Raw genomic sequence first — 16,139 nt, forward strand, 5'->3', positions numbered from 1 at the left:
GGCCCATATGTACGAGGGTCAGTGCTCAGGTGACTCAACAGGGGCCGAAGTGACCAGTTCTGTCAGTACTCCGTGGCAATCCTTTGGATGAAGGAAGGTGATTCGTGACCCCATGGAGCCGATCCGGGGCTCTTCGTACAGAACGCGTACGCCCTTGGCGCGGATGTCCTCGGAGTCGCCGTCCACATCCGCCGTGCCGAAAGCGATGTGGTGGACGCCCTCGCCGTTCTTGGCGAGCCACTTGCCCACGGCCGAGTCCTCCCGCGTCGGCTCGAGAAGCTGCAGGTACGAGGCGCCTCCGTCCGACGTATCGTTGATCTTGAGCATGGCCTCGCGCACGCCCTGCTCCTCGTTGACCTCGGAGTGGTACACCTCGAAGCCGTAGGTGGAGCGGTAGAACTCGACGGTCGCGTCGAGGTCGTGGCAGGCGATCCCGATGTGGTCGATTCGCGTCAGCATGTTGTCAGTGCAGCGCGCCTCAGGTGGTTACGCAACGTGCGCGCGATCACACTGAAGGCCCGGTGACGGCACGGAGTGCCACTCAGTACATTCGAGTAAACCCTCGTTCACTCCTCGGCCAGTGCAGGCCGGTAAGGGGAATCGCAGCTCATGACTGGATCGACTGGTACCAACGGCACGACCTCGGTGATCGTCTCGGGCGCGCGTACGCCCATGGGACGGCTGCTGGGCTCCCTGAAATCCTTCTCCGGAGCCGACCTCGGCGGCTTCGCGATCAAGGCCGCCCTCGACCGCGCGGGGATCGGCGGCGACCAGGTGCAGTACGTGATCATGGGCCAGGTGCTCCAGGCCGGGGCGGGGCAGATCCCGGCGCGCCAGGCCGCGGTCAAGGCCGGCATCCCGATGAACGTGCCGGCGCTCACGATCAACAAGGTGTGTCTGTCGGGCCTCGACGCGATCGCGCTCGCCGACCAGCTGATCCGCGCGGGCGAGTTCGACATCGTGGTGGCCGGCGGCCAGGAGTCCATGACCAACGCCCCCCACCTGCTGCCGAAGTCCCGCGAGGGCTTCAAGTACGGCGCGATCGAGATGCTCGACGCGATGGCGTACGACGGCCTGACCGACGCCTTCGAGAACATCGCCATGGGCGAGTCCACGGAGAAGCACAACACCCGCCTGGGCATCGCCCGCCCGGAGCAGGACGAGATCGCCGCCCTGTCCCATCAGCGCGCGGCCGCCGCCCAGAAGAACGGCGTCTTCGAGGCCGAGATCACCCCGGTCGAGATCCCGCAGCGCAAGGGCGAGCCGGTCGTCTTCAGCAAGGACGAGGGCATCCGCGCCGACACCACGGCGGAGTCCCTGGGCAAGCTTCGCCCGGCCTTCACCCGCGACGGCACGATCACCGCGGGCACGTCCTCGCAGATCTCCGACGGCGCGGCCGCCGTCGTCGTGATGAGCAAGGCCAAGGCCGAGGAACTGGGCCTCGCCTGGATCGCCGAGATCGGCGCCCACGGCAATGTGGCCGGACCGGACAACTCGCTCCAGTCCCAGCCCTCCAACGCCATCCTGCACGCCCTGAAGAAGGAGGGCCTGGAGGTCTCCGACCTGGACCTGGTCGAGATCAACGAGGCGTTCGCCGCTGTCGCCGTGCAGTCAATGAAGGACCTGGGCGTGTCCACGGAAAAGGTGAACGTGAACGGCGGGGCCATCGCCCTGGGCCACCCGATCGGCATGTCCGGCGCCCGACTCGTGCTGCACCTGGCGCTGGAGCTCAAGCGCCGGGGCGGCGGGGTCGGCGCGGCCGCGCTGTGCGGCGGCGGCGGTCAGGGTGACGCGCTGATCGTGCGGGTACCCAAGGCCTGAGGTCCCCATAGGCCCCTTGGTTCCTTGGCCCCTTGGTTCCTCGGCCCTTGGTTCCTCGGCCCTTGGTTCCTTTCCGAACGGAGCTGTGATGCAGGACGTCTCCTCGCTGGTCGCCCAGGCCAGGGAAGGCCGGCCCAGGGCCGTGGCCCGGCTGATCTCCCTGGTGGAGGGGGCGTCCCCGCAGCTCAGGGAGATCATGGCGGCCCTGGCCCCGCTCACGGGGAACGCGTACGTCGTCGGCCTGACGGGCTCGCCGGGCGTCGGCAAGTCGACGTCCACCTCCGCGCTCGTCACGGCCTACCGCAAGCAGGGCAGACGGGTCGGCGTCCTGGCCGTCGACCCGTCGTCGCCGTTCTCCGGGGGAGCCCTGCTCGGCGACCGCGTCCGGATGGCGGAGCACGCCTCCGACCCCGGCGTCTACATCCGCTCCATGGCCACCCGGGGCCACCTGGGCGGCCTCGCCTGGTCGGCCCCGCAGGCGATCCGCGTGCTGGACGCGGCGGGCTGCGACGTGATCCTGGTCGAGACGGTCGGCGTGGGCCAGTCGGAGGTCGAGATCGCCGCCCAGGCGGACACCAGCGTCGTCCTGCTGGCCCCCGGCATGGGCGACGGCATCCAGGCCGCCAAGGCGGGCATCCTGGAGATCGGCGACGTCTACGTCGTCAACAAGGCCGACCGGGACGGCGCCGACGCCACCGTCCGTGAGCTGAACCACATGCTCGGCCTCGGCGAGGCCCGCCGCCCCGGCGACTGGCGTCCGCCCATCGTGAAGACGGTCGCCTCCCGCGCCGAGGGCGTCGACGAGGTCGTCGAGGCGCTGGAGAAACACCGCGCGTGGATGGAGGAGCACGGCGTCCTCGACCGGCGGCGCGCCTCCCGCGCCGCCCGCGAGGTCGAGACCATCGCCGTCACCGCCCTGCGCGAACGCATCGGCGACCTGCACGGCGACCGCCGCCTCGACACCCTCGCCGAACGCATCGTCGCCGGCGAACTCGACCCCTACCGCGCGGCGGACGAACTGGTGGCCGGGCTCACGGCAGGCTGACCCGGCGGGGCCGGAAAAGGCGTGGTGGGTCTTCCGGCCGCGCTGATACGTTCGGCCGCGTGTTCCTCCTCTTGGCATAGGGCCCGCCTCGGCCCGTGACCGGTGAGCGGCAGTCGGCCGCCCGGTCGCGGCGATCAGGCGTCCCCCTTTCCGCCCTGCCTCGAGTCGAGGAACCACCATGGCCACGCCCATGCCCACCCCCATGTCCGCTTCGTATGCCGCCGTGCTGCGTGTCCCGTATGCCCGTCGTACCTTCGCCGCCGCTCTGACCGGCCGGTTGTCGTACGGGATCGTCCCGCTCTCCGTGATGCTCGCCGTGACCCGGGCCTCGGGCTCGTACGCGGTGGCGGGCAGCGTGATGGCGTTGTTCGGGGCCACCGTCGTCTTCCTGTCGCCCGCGCGGGCGGCGCTCGTCGACCGGCACGGGCCGCGCCGGGCGCTCATCCCGATGACGGCCGTGTACACCACGTTGCTGGGACTGCTGGCCGCCGCTCTCGTGCGCCCCGGCCCGGCCTCCGCGCCGGTGCTGGGCGCCCTCGCCGCGGCCGCCGGCGCCTCGGTGCCGCCGCTCGGACCGACCATGCGGGCCGTGTGGGGCAGGCTCGCCCCGGACCGGGCGCTGCTCCAGCGCGCCTACAGCCTCGACGGGGTCGCCGAGGAACTGCTCTTCGTCACCGGGCCGTTGCTGGTCGGCGTCCTCGTCGGCTTCGCGCCGCCGGCCGCCGGGATCGTCGTCGGGACGGCCCTGATGGTCGCGGGGACGGCCGGGTTCGTGTCGTCGCCCGCGGTGCGGGCGGTGCCGCCGGGGAAGGCTGCCGCCGCGCGGCGGGGCGGCGGGCTGCGCGGGCTCGGCCGGCCGGTGGTCGCCATCGCGGGCGTCGGACTCGCGCTGGGCGTGGTCGACCTGCTGGTCGTGGCGTTCGCCGAACGGCACGGGCATGGGACCGGCGGGCCGGCCGTGGCCTGGGTGCTGGCCGCGCTGTCGGCCGGCAGCGCCGTCGGCGGGCTGCTCCACGGGGCCGTCGACTGGCGGGCCTCGGCCGGGACGCGGCTGCCGCTGCTCACGGCGGGGCTCGGGCTGACGCTGTGCGGCGCGGGACTGGCGCCGGGGCTCGGCGCGCTCGCGGTGGCCGCCGCGGCCGCCGGGTTCTTCGTGTCGCCGGCCCTCACCACGGCCTACCTGATGGCCGACGAGAGCGCCGCGCCGGAGGCCCGGGTGCGGGCCGGGGCCTGGGTCAACACGGCCGTCAACGCGGGCAGCACAGCCGGCACGGCGGCCGCGGGAGCGCTGGCCGCGCGGCTGCCGGTCGGCGTGTGCTTCGCGGTGACGGGGGCGGCGGTGCTGGCGACGGCGGCGGCCGTCGCCGTCGCCGGAACGCTCCGCAGGCCCGGCCGGATCGGCGGGCTCAGTCGTCCTGGTCCTGCGTGACCTTGCCCGTGCGCGCGTCCACCAGCCACTCGCCGCCCTCGGCGGTGTCCACGCTCCAGGCCGCGGTGCGGCCGTCGTCGTCCAGGTCGACGTCGGTCACCGTGCCCTTGCCGGCGACGGCCAGGGCGGCCTCACGGGCGTCGACGCCCGCGCCCTTCAGGGCGGCGAGGTCGGCGCGGTTCTCGGCCGCGTCGTCGGCGTCGTCGTCCGTGTCGCGGTAGGAGCCGACCGCCTTGCCGGTGTCGGGGGAGACGACGACCGTGTACTCGGCGCCGCCGGCCTCGACGAGGTCCACGTGCCAGGAGCCCGCGTCGGCGCCGTCGTCCTCGAGGTCGGCGCCGACCGCTGTCCCCGGCGTGTGCCGCAGCGCGGCCGCGATCACCTCGGCGGCGCCGAGCTTCGAGGAGCTCACCTCGACCCGGTCGGCGGCGGCCGCCGGCTCGACGACCCGCACGTCCGGCACGCCGGTCCGCGGCCCGTCGTCCGCGAAGGCGGCCGCCGCACCTGCGCCGATCACTACGGACGCGGCGACGGCGGCGGTGATGACGAGCTTGCGCTTCATGGGGTTTCCTCCCGGTTCGGGACTGCTTCGGTTTCGACGGGAACCAAGCTGCCCGAGCGGAGCTGAAGGCACGCTGAAGCCACCTGAAGATCGCTTCAGGTTCGGTTTGCGACCCTGGTCCGCATGCGACTGCTCATCGTGGAGGACGAGAAGCGGCTGGCCCTGTCGCTCGCCAAGGGGCTGACCGCCGAGGGCTACGCCGTGGACGTCGTCCACGACGGCCTGGAGGGGCTGCACCGGGCGAGCGAGTCGCCGTACGACCTGCTCCTCCTCGACATCATGCTGCCCGGCATGAACGGCTACCGGGTCTGCGCACGCCTGCGCGCCGCCGGCAACGACGTCCCGATCCTCATGCTCACGGCGAAGGACGGCGAGTACGACGAGGCCGAGGGCCTGGACACAGGCGCGGACGACTACCTCACCAAGCCGTTCTCCTACGTCGTCCTCGTCGCCCGCGTGAAGGCGTTGCTGCGCCGGCGCGGACAGGGGGCCGGGGCGTCGCCCGTGCACGTCCTGGGCGAGTTGAGGGTCGACACCGCCGCACGGCGCGTCCTTCTCGCCGAGGACGAGGTGGCGCTCACCGCCAAGGAGTTCGCCGTCCTGGAGCAACTCGTGGTGCGGGCGGGGGAGGTGGTGTCCAAGACCGAGATCCTCGACCACGTCTGGGACTTCGCCTACGACGGCGACCCCAACATCGTCGAGGTGTACGTCAGCGCGCTGCGCCGCAAGCTGGGCGCCGGGCTCATCCGGACCGTGCGCGGGGCCGGGTACCGGCTGGAGCGGCCGGGGACGGCCCGATGAGCCGCCGTCGGTTCCGTTCGGTGCGGGCGCGGGCGACGCTCGGCGCCTGCCTCGTCGTCGCCGTGGCCCTCCTCGCGGCCGGCGCGGCCGTACTGCTGTCGCTGCGCTCCAACCTGATCGACCAGGCCGACACCCAGGCGGAACGCGTCGCACGGACCGTCGCCGGCCAGCTGTCCGTCGGGACGGCGTACGACCGGCTCACCTCCCTGGACGACGACGACCGGCCGGTCCGGATCGTCGACGCCGCCGGCCGACAGGTCGCCGCGAGCGAGGACCTGGAGCAGATCAGCGGGGTGGCGACGCGGGAGTCCGGGGACGACGACCTCGAACCCGGCGAGATCGAGGAGGAGGCCCGCTTCAACGACGGCACCGCGACCGTCGACGGCGAGACGGCCGACCACCGGTTCGCCGCCGTCGAGGTACGGGACCCGGAGAAGGGTCTGCTCACCGTGTACGCGGGCGCGCCGCTCGCCGCCGAGCAGAGCGCCGTGCGCACCGCCCTCAGCGTCATGCTGATCGGCTTCCCGCTGCTGCTCGCCGTAGTCGCGGGCGTGACCTGGCGGGTCACCCGGCGGGCGCTGCGCCCGGTCGAGGGCATCCGGCGCGAGATGGCCGCGATCACCGCCTCCGCCGATCTGGCCCGCCGCGTGCCCGAACCGGACACTCACGACGAGGTCGCCCGGCTCGCCCGCACGACCAACGAGACGCTGGCCGCGCTGGAGGCCTCCGAGGAGCGCCAGCGCCGGTTCGTCGCCGACGCCTCCCACGAGCTGCGCAGCCCGATCGCCTCGCTGCGCACCCAGCTCGAAGTGGGCGTCGCGCACCCCGGGCTGCTGGATGTGGCGGGCGCGGTCGAGGACACCGTACGGCTGCAGCGGCTGGCCGCCGATCTGCTGCTGCTGGCGCGGCTGGACGCGGGGGAGAGGCCGGCGGACGGGCGGGTCGACCTGGCGGCGCTGGCGCGGGCGGAGACCGCCGGGCGACCGGAGGTGACGGTGGACGCCGAGTCCGTGGAGGTGGCCGGATCGCGGGGGCAGTTGGGGCGGGTGCTGGCCAATCTGCTCGACAACGCGCGGCGGCACGCCCGGTCGGCGGTCGGGGTGCGGGTGCGGCGGGTGGGGGACCGGGCAGTCGTCGAGGTGGCCGACGACGGGGACGGGGTGCCCGAGGCGGATCGGGAGCGGATCTTCGAGCGGTTCGTCCGGCTCGACGACGCGCGCAGCCGGGACGACGGCGGGGCGGGCCTCGGTCTGGCGATCGCCCGGGACGTGGCCGTCCGGCACGGCGGCACGCTCACGGTCCGTGAGACGCCGGCAGGCGGAGCCCTGTTCGAGCTCCGCCTGCCGATCGCCTGATCCCCCGGATCGCCCCGAGGGTGTCTGTCACGGCCGTCCGCGGTGGCCGCGGAGGTGTTCCGCGACGGGTTTCAGGGCCTTGGAGAGTTCCGCCAGGGCCTCGGGGGAGAGGAGGTCGATGAAGTGCCGCCGCACCGAGTCCACATGGTGGGGCGCGACCTTCTGCATCGTCTCCATGCCGTGCTCGGTCAGGACCGCGTAGAGGCCGCGGCGGTCCGACTCGCAGTTCTCACGGCGCACCAGGTCGGCGTTCTCCATCCGGGTGATCTGGTGCGAGAGCCGGCTCTTGGACTGGAGCGTGGCGGACGCGAGGTCGCTCATCCGCATCCGGACGCCCTCCGACTCGGAGAGGTTCACGAGGATCTCGTAGTCGTTCATGGTCAGGCCGAACGGTTGGAGATCCCTTTCGAGCTGGTACGTCAACAGCCTGTTGACCTCCAGGTGGGTGCGCCAGGCGCACTGCTCCGCATCGATCAGCCAGCGCGTGGCCGTTTCGGTCTCCATAAATGAAGTCTACCTAAAATGTTGAAAGGCGAACTAGTGAGGGTGATGTGACGGTGCGCACGCGTTCGATGTCACACTCCGCAGACTACCGCTCACAGCCCGAAGCGACGCTGGAGGTCTCCCAGCTGTCCGGGAAGACGCGGTGCGCCGGATTGCCCGCCGTGGCCGCCGTGCGCCCCCGGGCCCGCACCGCCGCCCGGAACCCCCGGCTCGTGCGGAACCGCCCCTGTGGCCTGCTCGGCCATGAGGGTCTCGGTCGACTGCAGCAGCACCGTGCCGGCGCCCACGAACTCGAACTGATGCTCCTCCCCGGAGGCCCCTCCGAGGCCCGTCAGCGCACGTAGACCGCCCATCAGGCCCGTCATGTACCCGTGGTCGTAGTGATGGCACGGGGACGGGCAGTCGGCCCAGCCGACGAGTGCCTGGGGGTCCACCCGGATGGGAGGCTCCATGAACACCACCGGCCCGTTAGATGCGGCCACGAACTTCCCGGTTCCGATCAGCGTGAGAAATCCCGGGACGATCGACTGCTTGAGCGACAGAGTTGGCTGAAACGCGAGCAGATTGCCCGAGCGAATGGTCAGATTGCCGTCGTCCAGGTCGTACGAATTCACGTCGAAGGCCCGGTCGGCGAGGAGCATCTTGCCCGAGCCCTCCGCCACGACCCAGTCGCTCGCGTGCAGAGGCGAATGGAACGAGGTGCGCACGAGACGGTCCAGCCGGCCGTGCCCGACGCCGTTGAAGTCGATCGACCCGTAGTAGGCGATCATCTTCCCCTTCTGCAGGAACCACTGGCTCCCCTTGAGCTCCACGCAGAAGGTGTAGTTGTTCACGTTGTCGTCGACCGGGAGGGTCGTGGGGTCGTGCACCGTCGGGCCGCCGCCCGGAGCCCCGTACATGCTCACAGCTTCTCCTCCGACGCCTGGACGAGCACCGCACCGCTGCCGCTCAGCTCCAGCTGGAACCCCTCGCCGGAGCCGCGGCCCACCATGTCCCGCCAGCCCAGCGCGGTCGACAGCTTGTTGCGGACGTCGCCGTGGTGGGCGACATAGGCCTGGGGGTCGACGTGCACCGGGCGCTGCGGGGTGATCGGGACCTCGAAGACCCCGCCGTGCGCCATCACGGCCACCGCCCCGTGGCCCTTCAGCGTGGTGGTGAACAGGCCCTGCCCGCTGACCTGGCCGCGGACCATGCCCATGACGCCGCCCTGCGAGCCCAGGAACATCGTGCCCTGCTGGAGCGTGCCCTCGAAGGCGAGCAGCCGGTCCGCCTCGACGTACAGCGTGTCGCCGGTGAGCCGGATGACCTGGACGTGATGGCCGCCGTGTCCGAACAGGACCGTGCCGTTGCCCTCGACGGTCATCAGGGGCGTGTCCTCGTTGGCGAGCCGCCGCCCGATCATGGACATCACGCCGCCCTGTCCACCCTGGACGTTGGGCGTGAAGGACACCTCGCCGCGGTACGCCAGCATGGCGCCGCGCTGGCTGAAGAGCCGCTGCCCGGGGGCGACCGTCGCCTCGACCATCTTGGAGTTGATCTCGCGGAGGGTCATGTCACACATCCCCCGCGATCGTGTTGCGCTCGCTCGGCTGGACGTACACCAGGCCGTCCCCCTCGAACCGGATCTGGAAGGCCTCGCCGCCGCCTTCGCCCATGAACGTGCGGAACGTCACACCCGACTGGAAGGACTGCCGCACGTCGCCCTGGTGCGCGACATAGGCGCCGGGGTCGACGGTCAGCGGGTACTGCGGGCTGACGCGCAGCACCACGGCCGGTCCGTCCGAGGTGATCGCGGCCAGTCCGTGCCCTTCGACGGTCGTCGTGAAGAGCCCGTTGCCCTGGGTCGCGCCGCGCAGCCCGGTGAAACTCGTCCCGGTCCTGAGGCCGGCGTCGGTCGCGAGCAGGTTGCTCGACTCGACGTACAGCTTGTCGCCCTGGAGCTGGACGAGGTTGATCTCGGAGGCGCGGTCGGCGAACCAGCACGTGCCCTGTCCCTTCACCTCCATCACGGTCATCTGCTCGCCGGTGAGCCGCCGGGTCACCATGCCCCGGATGCCCTCGCCGCCGCCGCTCAGCTTCTTGAAGGCCATCTGTCCGTCGTACGCGACCATCGAGCCGTTCTTCGCCTTGACGGCGTCCCCGGTCATGTCGACGGCAAGCACCTTGCTGCCCTGAAGTCGAAACATCGCCACGCTGCGAAAGGTAGCCGCCCCACGGGTGCGCCGAACAGCACCCGTAGGTGGAGAGAGACCCTGAACGCACCCCTAGGGGGACCGTTTGCCACAATGGGTGAACGCTTGTGCGTGCATTCACAAACCGCAGCCCCGAAACCTCCCCCGAAACCTCCCCCGAAGGTGACCCGTGGACCTGAAGACAGCCTCCGCCCTCCGACGCCTGCGCCTCGTCTCCGGCCCCGAGGCCGTGTCCTTCCTCCTGCTGCTGGTCTGCTCGGTGCTGAAGCGGACCACGGACTTCAACGCGGTGCCCGTCATGGGCATGGTCCACGGCGTGCTGTTCGTCCTGTACGTGCTCTTCTGGGCGGACGCCTGGAACCGCACCAAGTGGTCCTTCAAGACCGCCGCCCTCTACTTCGTCCTCTCCGTCCTGCCGACCGGCGGCTTCTTCGCCGAGCGCAAGCTGCGCCGTGAGGCCGAGGACGCCGTCATCGCGTCCCGCGCCCGCAAGGAAGGCGCCGTGAGCGCATGATCGTCGCCTTCTCGGTCACCCCGCTGGGCGTCGGCGAGGACGTCGGCGAATACGTCGCCGACGCCGTCCGCGTCGTCCGTGAATCCGGCCTGCCGAACCGCACCGACGCCATGTTCACCTCCATCGAGGGCGAGTGGGACGAGGTCATGGACGTCGTCAAGCGCGCCGTGGCCGCCGTCGAGGAGCGCGCCCCCCGCGTCTCCCTCGTCCTGAAGGCGGACATCCGCCCCGGCGTGACGGACGGCCTGACCTCGAAGGTCGAGACGGTGGAGCGGCGCCTGGCGCAGTAGCGGCCCGGCCGCAGCCCGTCAACCGGACTCGTCTGACCTGCGCACCTGTCGGATCAGTCGCCCAAATGGGTGACGAGGGACGGGGTTTTGGCACGTGCCGCCTGGCTAATGTCTCCCCCGGGGTCGATCAAGTTCCGCGCCGCGGCGCGGCATTGAAGGGGAGTGTGCGGTGGCAGGGCGGCGCGGGCCGGGGTCCCTCGGCAGGGCGATCACGGCGTTGGTACTGGGGGCGGCGCTGTCGGCGGTCTGCGTGGGGGAGGTGCAGCGCACGCCCGCGTGTGCACTCGCCCGCGGCGAGCTGACCGTCGACGACCTGCCCGCCGGCTCGTCCGTGCTCGACTGCCTCGCCGTCGGCCGCGTCGTCACGCACGCCGGCGCCGGCGTGGCCGTGCCCGAACCGGGCACCACGGTCAGCGTCGACGCCCTCACGGCGGACGGCGAGGAACACGGCTTCACCGTGGCGGTCGCCGCCGACGGCAAGATCGCGTACACCTACGAGGCGGCCCACGCGGCCGCCCGCCCGGACAGCCGCGCCGACGCCCCGAGCCCCTGCGCCGACGGCGCGTACTCCACCGCGGGGCGCAAGGAGTACGGCACCTACGAGTGGTTCGTCGGCGACGGCCCCCTGCCCGGCAACCTCTCCCACGCCGAGGCCCGGCGGGCCTTCGAGGACTCCGTCGCCACCATCACCGGCAGCCGCAACGACTGCGGCTACGACGACGCGGTCGGCGCGAAGGCCCGCTACCTGTCGACCACCGCCAACGAGGCTGGCATCGACCGCGCCGCCCGCTGCGTGCGCCGGGACGGCCTGAGCGTGTGGGACGCGGGCGACATCGGCAGCGACGCCGTCGCCACGACCTGCTCCTGGAGCCGGCCGGTGCCCGGCGGCCCGGACGAACTCCTCGAGGCCGACGTCCGCTTCAACACCCACGACTACACGTTCACCGACACCCCGTCCGGCGCCTGCATGCACGCGTACGACATCCGCAGCGTCGCCACCCACGAGGCCGGGCACGTCTTCGGCCTCGGCCACTCCGGCGCCGGACACCAGAACCTGACCATGTACTCGAGCTCGTTCGCCTGCTCCACCAGCGCCCGCACCCTCGGCAAGGGCGACGTCCTGGGCCTGCGCACCCTCTACTGAGCGGCGTCCGACGCGCGGGCGCCGCCGGACATCAGCGCGATCCCCAGCGGCGTCCGCTCGTACAGCACCTGGTGGCCGTAGCGCCGGGACACCAGCAGACCGGCGTCGCGCAGCACGGTCTGCTGCCGATGTCGGCCCCGGGCGCGCCCCTCGCCGTCCTGCTCGCCCTGCGCTGCTGCCTCGCCGTCGTCTCGCCGATCTTCGCCGGCACTCGGATGGCCACCCTCGCGGACATCCTCGGCGACGGCGATCTGTTCGTCCTCGGCCGCTCCCTGCTGCGCATCACCGCGCAGAGCGCGCTGCTCGTCGGCTTCGGACTCGGCGGGGTGCTGCTCACCGTCGCCTCCCCGCGCCAGGCCCTCCTGATCGCCGTCGGCACCTTCCTCGCCTCGGCCGCCCTGCTGCGCTTCGGCACCCGACGTCGCTCCGCCCGGACCCGCACCGGCGGGGCGCTGGTCGCGGACTCCCTCAAGGGGGCTCGGCAGGTGCTCGCCGACCGGCGTATCCGTGCCCTGCTGCTCCTCTTCTGGGTACCGCCGATGTTCACCGTCGCCCCGGAGGCGCTGTCGGCGCCGTACGCCGACGACCTCGGCGTCGGCCCGGCCGGCCTCGGCCTGCTGATGTGCGCGCTGCCGGTCGGCACGGTCGCCGGCGAGCTCTACGCCGGGTCCCGGCTGCGCCCCGTCACCCGTGAGCGCATCGCCCTTCCGCTCGTCTGTGTGACGCTGCTGCCCTACCTCGGCTATGCCTTCCACCCCGGCCTCGCGGTGTCGCTGCTCCTGTTGGTGGTCTCGGGCGCGGGGTCGGCGTACACCCTCGGCCTCGACCAGTGGATCGTCCGGGACGTGCCCGAGGAACTGCGCGGCCGGGCGATGACGCTGCTCACCGCCGGGCTCATGACGCTCCAGGGCGTCGGCATGGCCCTGGCGGGGGCGGCCGCGGAACTCGTGGGCGTGGCCGGAGCGGTCACGGGGGCGGGCGTGCTGGGGACGGCGGCCTGTGTGCTGGCGGCCCGTGAGGTGCGGCGGACCGAGTGCCGAGACGGGGCTGACCGCGATATGACCGGCCGGTAAGGTCTGGAAGCGTGCCGAAACCGCCCAGTCTCCCCTTCGATCCCATCGCCCGTGCCGACGAGCTCTGGAAGCAGCGCTGGGGGAACGTCCCGTCCATGGCCGCGATCACCTCGATCATGCGCGCACACCAGATCCTGCTCGCCGAGGTGGACGCCGTGGTCAAGCCGTACGGTCTGACGTTCGCACGCTACGAGGCACTGGTGCTGCTCACCTTCTCCAAGGAGGGCGAGCTGACCATGTCGAAGATCGGCGAGCGGCTCCAGGTGCACCCCACCTCGGTGACCAACACCGTCGACCGCCTGGTGAAGTCGGGCCTGGTCGCCCGCCGCCCCAACCCCAACGACGGCCGCGGCACTCTCGCCGTCATCACCGACAAGGGCCGCGAGGCCGTCGAGGCGGCCACTCGCGACCTGATGGCGATGGACTTCGGGCTCGGGGTGTACGACGCGGAGGAGTGCGGGGAGATCTTCGCGATGCTGCGGCCGCTGCGGGTCGCCGCGAGCGACTTCGACGAGGAGTGACCCGGATCCGGCAGGAGTGACCCCGGGCAAGATCTCCCGGAACGGGTCGTTACGCTCGACGGCATGAAGAAAAGCGTGCTGACCCGCTACCGCGTCCTGGCCTACGTCACCGGTGTGCTGCTGGTCCTGCTGTGCCTGAGCATGATCGCCAAGTACGGCCTGGACGTCGACGGCGCCGCCGACTTCACGCGCGTCGTCGCCATCGCGCACGGCTGGCTGTACGTCCTCTACCTGGTCTTCGCCTTCGACCTGGGCTCCAAGGCGAAGTGGCCGGTGGCCCGGCAGCTGTGGGTGCTGCTGGCCGGGACGATCCCGACGGCCGCCTTTTTCGTGGAGCGCAAGATCAGCCGCGAGCTGGAGGCCAAGATCGTGGACGCGGCCCCCGTGCCCGCCAAGGCGTAACCCCCACCGCCGGGACCACCGCACGCACCACCCGCCGTACGTACACACGTACGGCGGTCAGCTGTCGACGTTTACTAGGACGTCCAAGTAAATTGGACGCATGGACGCTGACGCCATCGAAGAGGGCCGTCGCCGCTGGCAGGCCCGGTACGACGCCTCACGCAAGCGCGAGGCCGACTTCAGCACGCTCTCCGGAGACTCCGTGGAGCCGGTGTACGGGCCGCGGGCGGGGGACGTCTACGACGGCTTCGAGCGGATCGGGTGGCCGGGGGAGTACCCCTTCACGCGCGGGCTGTACCCGACCGGCTACCGAGGGCGCAGCTGGACCATCCGGCAGTTCGCCGGGTTCGGCAACGCCGAGCAGACCAACGGGCGGTACAGGACGATCCTCGCCAACGGGGGCGGCGGGCTGTCCGTGGCGTTCGACATGCCCACCCTGATGGGGCGGGACTCCGACGATCCCCGGTCGCTGGGCGAGGTCGGTCACTGCGGGGTCGCCGTCGACTCGGCCGCCGACATGGAGGTCCTGTTCAAGGACATCCCGCTCGGCGACGTCACGACGTCCATGACGATCAGCGGGCCGGCCGTGCCCGTCTTCTGCATGTACCTCGTCGCCGCCGAACGGCAGGGCGTCGACCCGGGGGTGCTCAACGGGACCCTCCAGACCGACATCTTCAAGGAGTACATCGCGCAGAAGGAGTGGCTCTTCCAACCGGAGCCCCATCTGCGGCTGATCGGCGACCTGATGGAGTACTGCGCGGCCGGGATCCCCGCGTACAAGCCGCTGTCCGTCTCCGGCTATCACGTCCGGGAGGCCGGGGCCACAGCCGCGCAGGAGCTGGCCTACACGCTGGCGGACGGCTTCGGGTACGTGGAGCTGGGGCTGAGCCGCGGGCTGGACGTGGACGTGTTCGCCCCCGGGCTCTCCTTCTTCTTCGACGCGCACGTCGATTTCTTCGAGGAGATCGCCAAGTTCCGCGCGGCGCGCCGCATCTGGGCGCGCTGGATGCGGGACGTGTACGGCGCGCGGTCCGAAAAGGCGCAGTGGCTGCGGTTCCACACCCAGACCGCCGGTGTCTCGCTGACGGCCCAGCAGCCGTACAACAACGTGGTGCGGACGGCGGTGGAGGCGCTCGCGGCGGTCCTCGGCGGGACCAACTCACTGCACACCAACGCCCTCGACGAGACCCTTGCCCTGCCGAGCGAGCAGGCCGCCGAGATCGCGCTGCGCACGCAGCAGGTGCTGATGGAGGAGACCGGCGTCGCCAACGTGGCCGATCCGCTGGGCGGTTCCTGGTACGTCGAGCAGCTGACGGACCGGATCGAGGCCGACGCCGAGAAGATCTTCGAGCGGATCAGGGAACGGGGGCTGCGGGCCCACCCCGACGGACGGCACCCGATCGGGCCGATCACCTCCGGGATCCTGCGCGGCATCGAGGACGGCTGGTTCACCGGGGAGATCGCGGAGTCGGCGTTCCGGTATCAGCAGTCGCTGGAGAAGGGGGAGAAGCGGGTCGTCGGCGTCAACGCGCACACCGGGTCGGTGACCGGGGATCTGGAGATCCTGCGGGTCGGCCACGAGGTGGAGCGCGAGCAGGTACGGGGGTTGGGAGCGCGGCGGGCCGCTCGCGACGAGGTCGCCGTGCGGGGGGCTCTGGAGGCGATGGTGGGCGCCGCTCGGGACGGTTCCAACATGATCGGGCCGATGCTCGCCGCCGCGCGGGCGGAGGCGACGCTGGGTGAGATCTGTGGCGTGCTGCGGGACGAGTGGGGGGTGTACACCGAGCCGCCGGGGTTCTAGGGCCTGTATGGAGTCGTGATCTGGGCTCGCGGGGCGTGGCACGCACGCTCGCCGCGTTGCCGAAATGCCCTAGTAGCTCCGCTACGAGGGCATCCCGGCGCCTTGCGATCGCACGCACCACGCCCCGCTCCCTGATCCAGATCACAACTCCATACAGGCACTAGGACCGGTCGCCCTCCGTCACCAGCATCCGTTGCAGCAGGCCCCGCAGCACCTTCCGCTCCTCGGCCTCCAGCCCCGCCAGCGGCTCCCGGGCGAAGCGCAGCGACTCGCGCAGGCTCTTGGCGATCAGCCGCCCCTCGTCGGTCGCCGCCGCCAGCTTGACCCGGCGGTCGGCGGGGTCGGGGCGCCGTTCGACCAGACCGCGGGACTCCAGACGGTCGACGATGCCGGTGACGTTGGACGGCTCGCACTTCAGCTTCTTCGCCAGCTTCCGCATGGGGAGCGGTTCGAGGGAGAGCAGGCTCAGCAGCCGGGCCTGGGCGCCGGTCAGCGAGTGTTCGGCCGCGGCGTCCTCGTAGTCCTCGTAGAAACGGGCCACGACGTCACCGATGAGCTCGACGACTTCCATGGTCAGGGCGTCGGGACGGTTGCTCGTGCGAGGAGTGCTCATGGGATCCAGCGTACTCCGTTACTTGACAACGTGAAATATTCAGGAGCATGGTTGTTTCAGGTACTGAAGTAA

At 71.5% G+C, this 16,139-nt stretch carries 18 protein-coding genes and 2 pseudogenes; 12 read left to right on the forward strand and 8 right to left on the reverse strand.

The features are described from left to right. Positions 1-18: 18 nt before the first annotated feature. A complete protein-coding gene (mce, locus tag AB0J04_RS08660; protein WP_363167616.1) occupies positions 19-459 on the reverse strand; it encodes a methylmalonyl-CoA epimerase in 441 nt (146 codons plus the stop codon). Positions 460-609: 150 nt separating this feature from the next. On the opposite strand from mce, the gene AB0J04_RS08665 reads away from it, so the two are divergent. From AB0J04_RS08665 to AB0J04_RS08675, 3 genes are all read left to right on the forward strand, one after another. Continuing rightward, positions 610-1,821: an acetyl-CoA C-acetyltransferase gene (locus AB0J04_RS08665; RefSeq protein ID WP_363167617.1), complete on the forward strand. Its 1,212-nt coding sequence runs from the start codon at positions 610-612 to the stop codon at positions 1,819-1,821. Positions 1,822-1,909: 88 nt separating this feature from the next. Further along, positions 1,910-2,866, forward strand: coding sequence for a methylmalonyl Co-A mutase-associated GTPase MeaB (gene meaB / locus AB0J04_RS08670; protein ID WP_363167618.1), 957 nt, complete (start codon positions 1,910-1,912; stop codon positions 2,864-2,866). A gap of 178 nt (positions 2,867-3,044) precedes the next feature. Then, complete coding sequence (locus AB0J04_RS08675; RefSeq protein WP_363167619.1) at positions 3,045-4,295, forward strand: MFS transporter; 1,251 nt, start codon at positions 3,045-3,047, stop codon at positions 4,293-4,295. Here the strand turns inward: AB0J04_RS08675 and AB0J04_RS08680 are convergent. Beyond that, a complete protein-coding gene (locus AB0J04_RS08680; RefSeq protein ID WP_363167620.1) occupies positions 4,273-4,857 on the reverse strand; it encodes a PepSY domain-containing protein in 585 nt (194 codons plus the stop codon). The genes AB0J04_RS08675 and AB0J04_RS08680 overlap by 23 nt on opposite strands. 123 nt (positions 4,858-4,980) lie before the next feature. On the opposite strand from AB0J04_RS08680, the gene AB0J04_RS08685 reads away from it, so the two are divergent. Both AB0J04_RS08685 and AB0J04_RS08690 read left to right on the forward strand, forming a co-directional pair. Continuing rightward, positions 4,981-5,658: a response regulator transcription factor gene (locus AB0J04_RS08685; RefSeq protein WP_363167621.1), complete on the forward strand. Its 678-nt coding sequence runs from the start codon at positions 4,981-4,983 to the stop codon at positions 5,656-5,658. Beyond that, entirely contained in the window at positions 5,655-7,013 is a 1,359-nt protein-coding gene (locus AB0J04_RS08690; protein WP_363167622.1) for a HAMP domain-containing sensor histidine kinase, read from the forward strand. The genes AB0J04_RS08685 and AB0J04_RS08690 overlap by 4 nt, the downstream gene beginning before the upstream one ends. A gap of 27 nt (positions 7,014-7,040) precedes the next feature. Here AB0J04_RS08690 and AB0J04_RS08695 read toward each other — a convergent pair whose 3' ends face one another. The 4 genes from AB0J04_RS08695 to AB0J04_RS08710 form a co-directional block, all read right to left on the reverse strand. Then, positions 7,041-7,517, reverse strand: a complete 477-nt coding sequence (locus AB0J04_RS08695) for a MarR family transcriptional regulator (RefSeq protein WP_363167623.1) — start codon at positions 7,515-7,517, stop codon at positions 7,041-7,043. Between the two features lie 92 nt (positions 7,518-7,609). Further along, positions 7,610-8,416, reverse strand: coding sequence for an AIM24 family protein (locus AB0J04_RS08700; protein WP_363167678.1), 807 nt, complete (start codon positions 8,414-8,416; stop codon positions 7,610-7,612). Between the two features lie 2 nt (positions 8,417-8,418). Next, positions 8,419-9,069 (reverse strand): AIM24 family protein, encoded by a 651-nt coding sequence (locus tag AB0J04_RS08705; protein WP_363167624.1) that lies wholly within the window; start codon positions 9,067-9,069, stop codon positions 8,419-8,421. Position 9,070: 1 nt separating this feature from the next. Then, complete coding sequence (locus AB0J04_RS08710; RefSeq protein WP_363167679.1) at positions 9,071-9,703, reverse strand: AIM24 family protein; 633 nt, start codon at positions 9,701-9,703, stop codon at positions 9,071-9,073. Positions 9,704-9,878: 175 nt separating this feature from the next. On the opposite strand from AB0J04_RS08710, the gene AB0J04_RS08715 reads away from it, so the two are divergent. From AB0J04_RS08715 to AB0J04_RS08725, 3 genes are all read left to right on the forward strand, one after another. Next, positions 9,879-10,223: a DUF3817 domain-containing protein gene (locus AB0J04_RS08715; protein ID WP_363167625.1), complete on the forward strand. Its 345-nt coding sequence runs from the start codon at positions 9,879-9,881 to the stop codon at positions 10,221-10,223. Then, the gene (locus tag AB0J04_RS08720; protein WP_363167626.1) at positions 10,220-10,513 is read left to right on the forward strand and encodes an MTH1187 family thiamine-binding protein; all 294 of its coding nucleotides are present in this window, start codon (positions 10,220-10,222) and stop codon (positions 10,511-10,513) included. Before AB0J04_RS08715 ends, AB0J04_RS08720 begins: the two co-directional genes overlap by 4 nt. A 169-nt stretch (positions 10,514-10,682) precedes the next feature. After that, the gene (locus AB0J04_RS08725) at positions 10,683-11,657 is read left to right on the forward strand and encodes a matrixin family metalloprotease (RefSeq protein WP_363167627.1); all 975 of its coding nucleotides are present in this window, start codon (positions 10,683-10,685) and stop codon (positions 11,655-11,657) included. On the opposite strand, the pseudogene AB0J04_RS08730 reads toward AB0J04_RS08725, so the two are convergent. Further along, positions 11,651-11,786: pseudogene (locus AB0J04_RS08730) on the reverse strand (transcriptional regulator); the annotation flags it as partial. The gene AB0J04_RS08725 and the pseudogene AB0J04_RS08730 sit on opposite strands and share 7 nt — an antisense overlap. Before the next feature lie 5 nt (positions 11,787-11,791). Here AB0J04_RS08730 and AB0J04_RS08735 point away from each other — a divergent pair. From AB0J04_RS08735 to AB0J04_RS08750, 4 genes and pseudogenes are all read left to right on the forward strand, one after another. Then, positions 11,792-12,730 (forward strand): annotated as a pseudogene (locus tag AB0J04_RS08735) (MFS transporter); the annotation flags it as partial. An 11-nt stretch (positions 12,731-12,741) separates the two neighbouring features. Continuing rightward, on the forward strand, positions 12,742-13,251 hold the full coding sequence (locus AB0J04_RS08740; RefSeq protein WP_363167628.1) for a MarR family transcriptional regulator: 510 nt from the start codon (positions 12,742-12,744) through the stop codon (positions 13,249-13,251). A 63-nt stretch (positions 13,252-13,314) separates the two neighbouring features. Continuing rightward, entirely contained in the window at positions 13,315-13,653 is a 339-nt protein-coding gene (locus AB0J04_RS08745; RefSeq protein ID WP_363167629.1) for a DUF3817 domain-containing protein, read from the forward strand. Positions 13,654-13,753: 100 nt separating this feature from the next. Then, positions 13,754-15,454, forward strand: coding sequence for a methylmalonyl-CoA mutase family protein (locus AB0J04_RS08750; RefSeq protein WP_363167630.1), 1,701 nt, complete (start codon positions 13,754-13,756; stop codon positions 15,452-15,454). Positions 15,455-15,614: 160 nt separating this feature from the next. Here the strand turns inward: AB0J04_RS08750 and AB0J04_RS08755 are convergent, their stop codons facing one another. Next, positions 15,615-16,067, reverse strand: a complete 453-nt coding sequence (locus tag AB0J04_RS08755; protein ID WP_363167631.1) for a MarR family transcriptional regulator — start codon at positions 16,065-16,067, stop codon at positions 15,615-15,617. Positions 16,068-16,139 lie beyond the last annotated feature (72 nt).

The sequence above is a fragment of the Streptomyces sp. NPDC050263 genome (assembly GCF_040655955.1).
GTDB lineage: Bacteria > Actinomycetota > Actinomycetes > Streptomycetales > Streptomycetaceae > Streptomyces.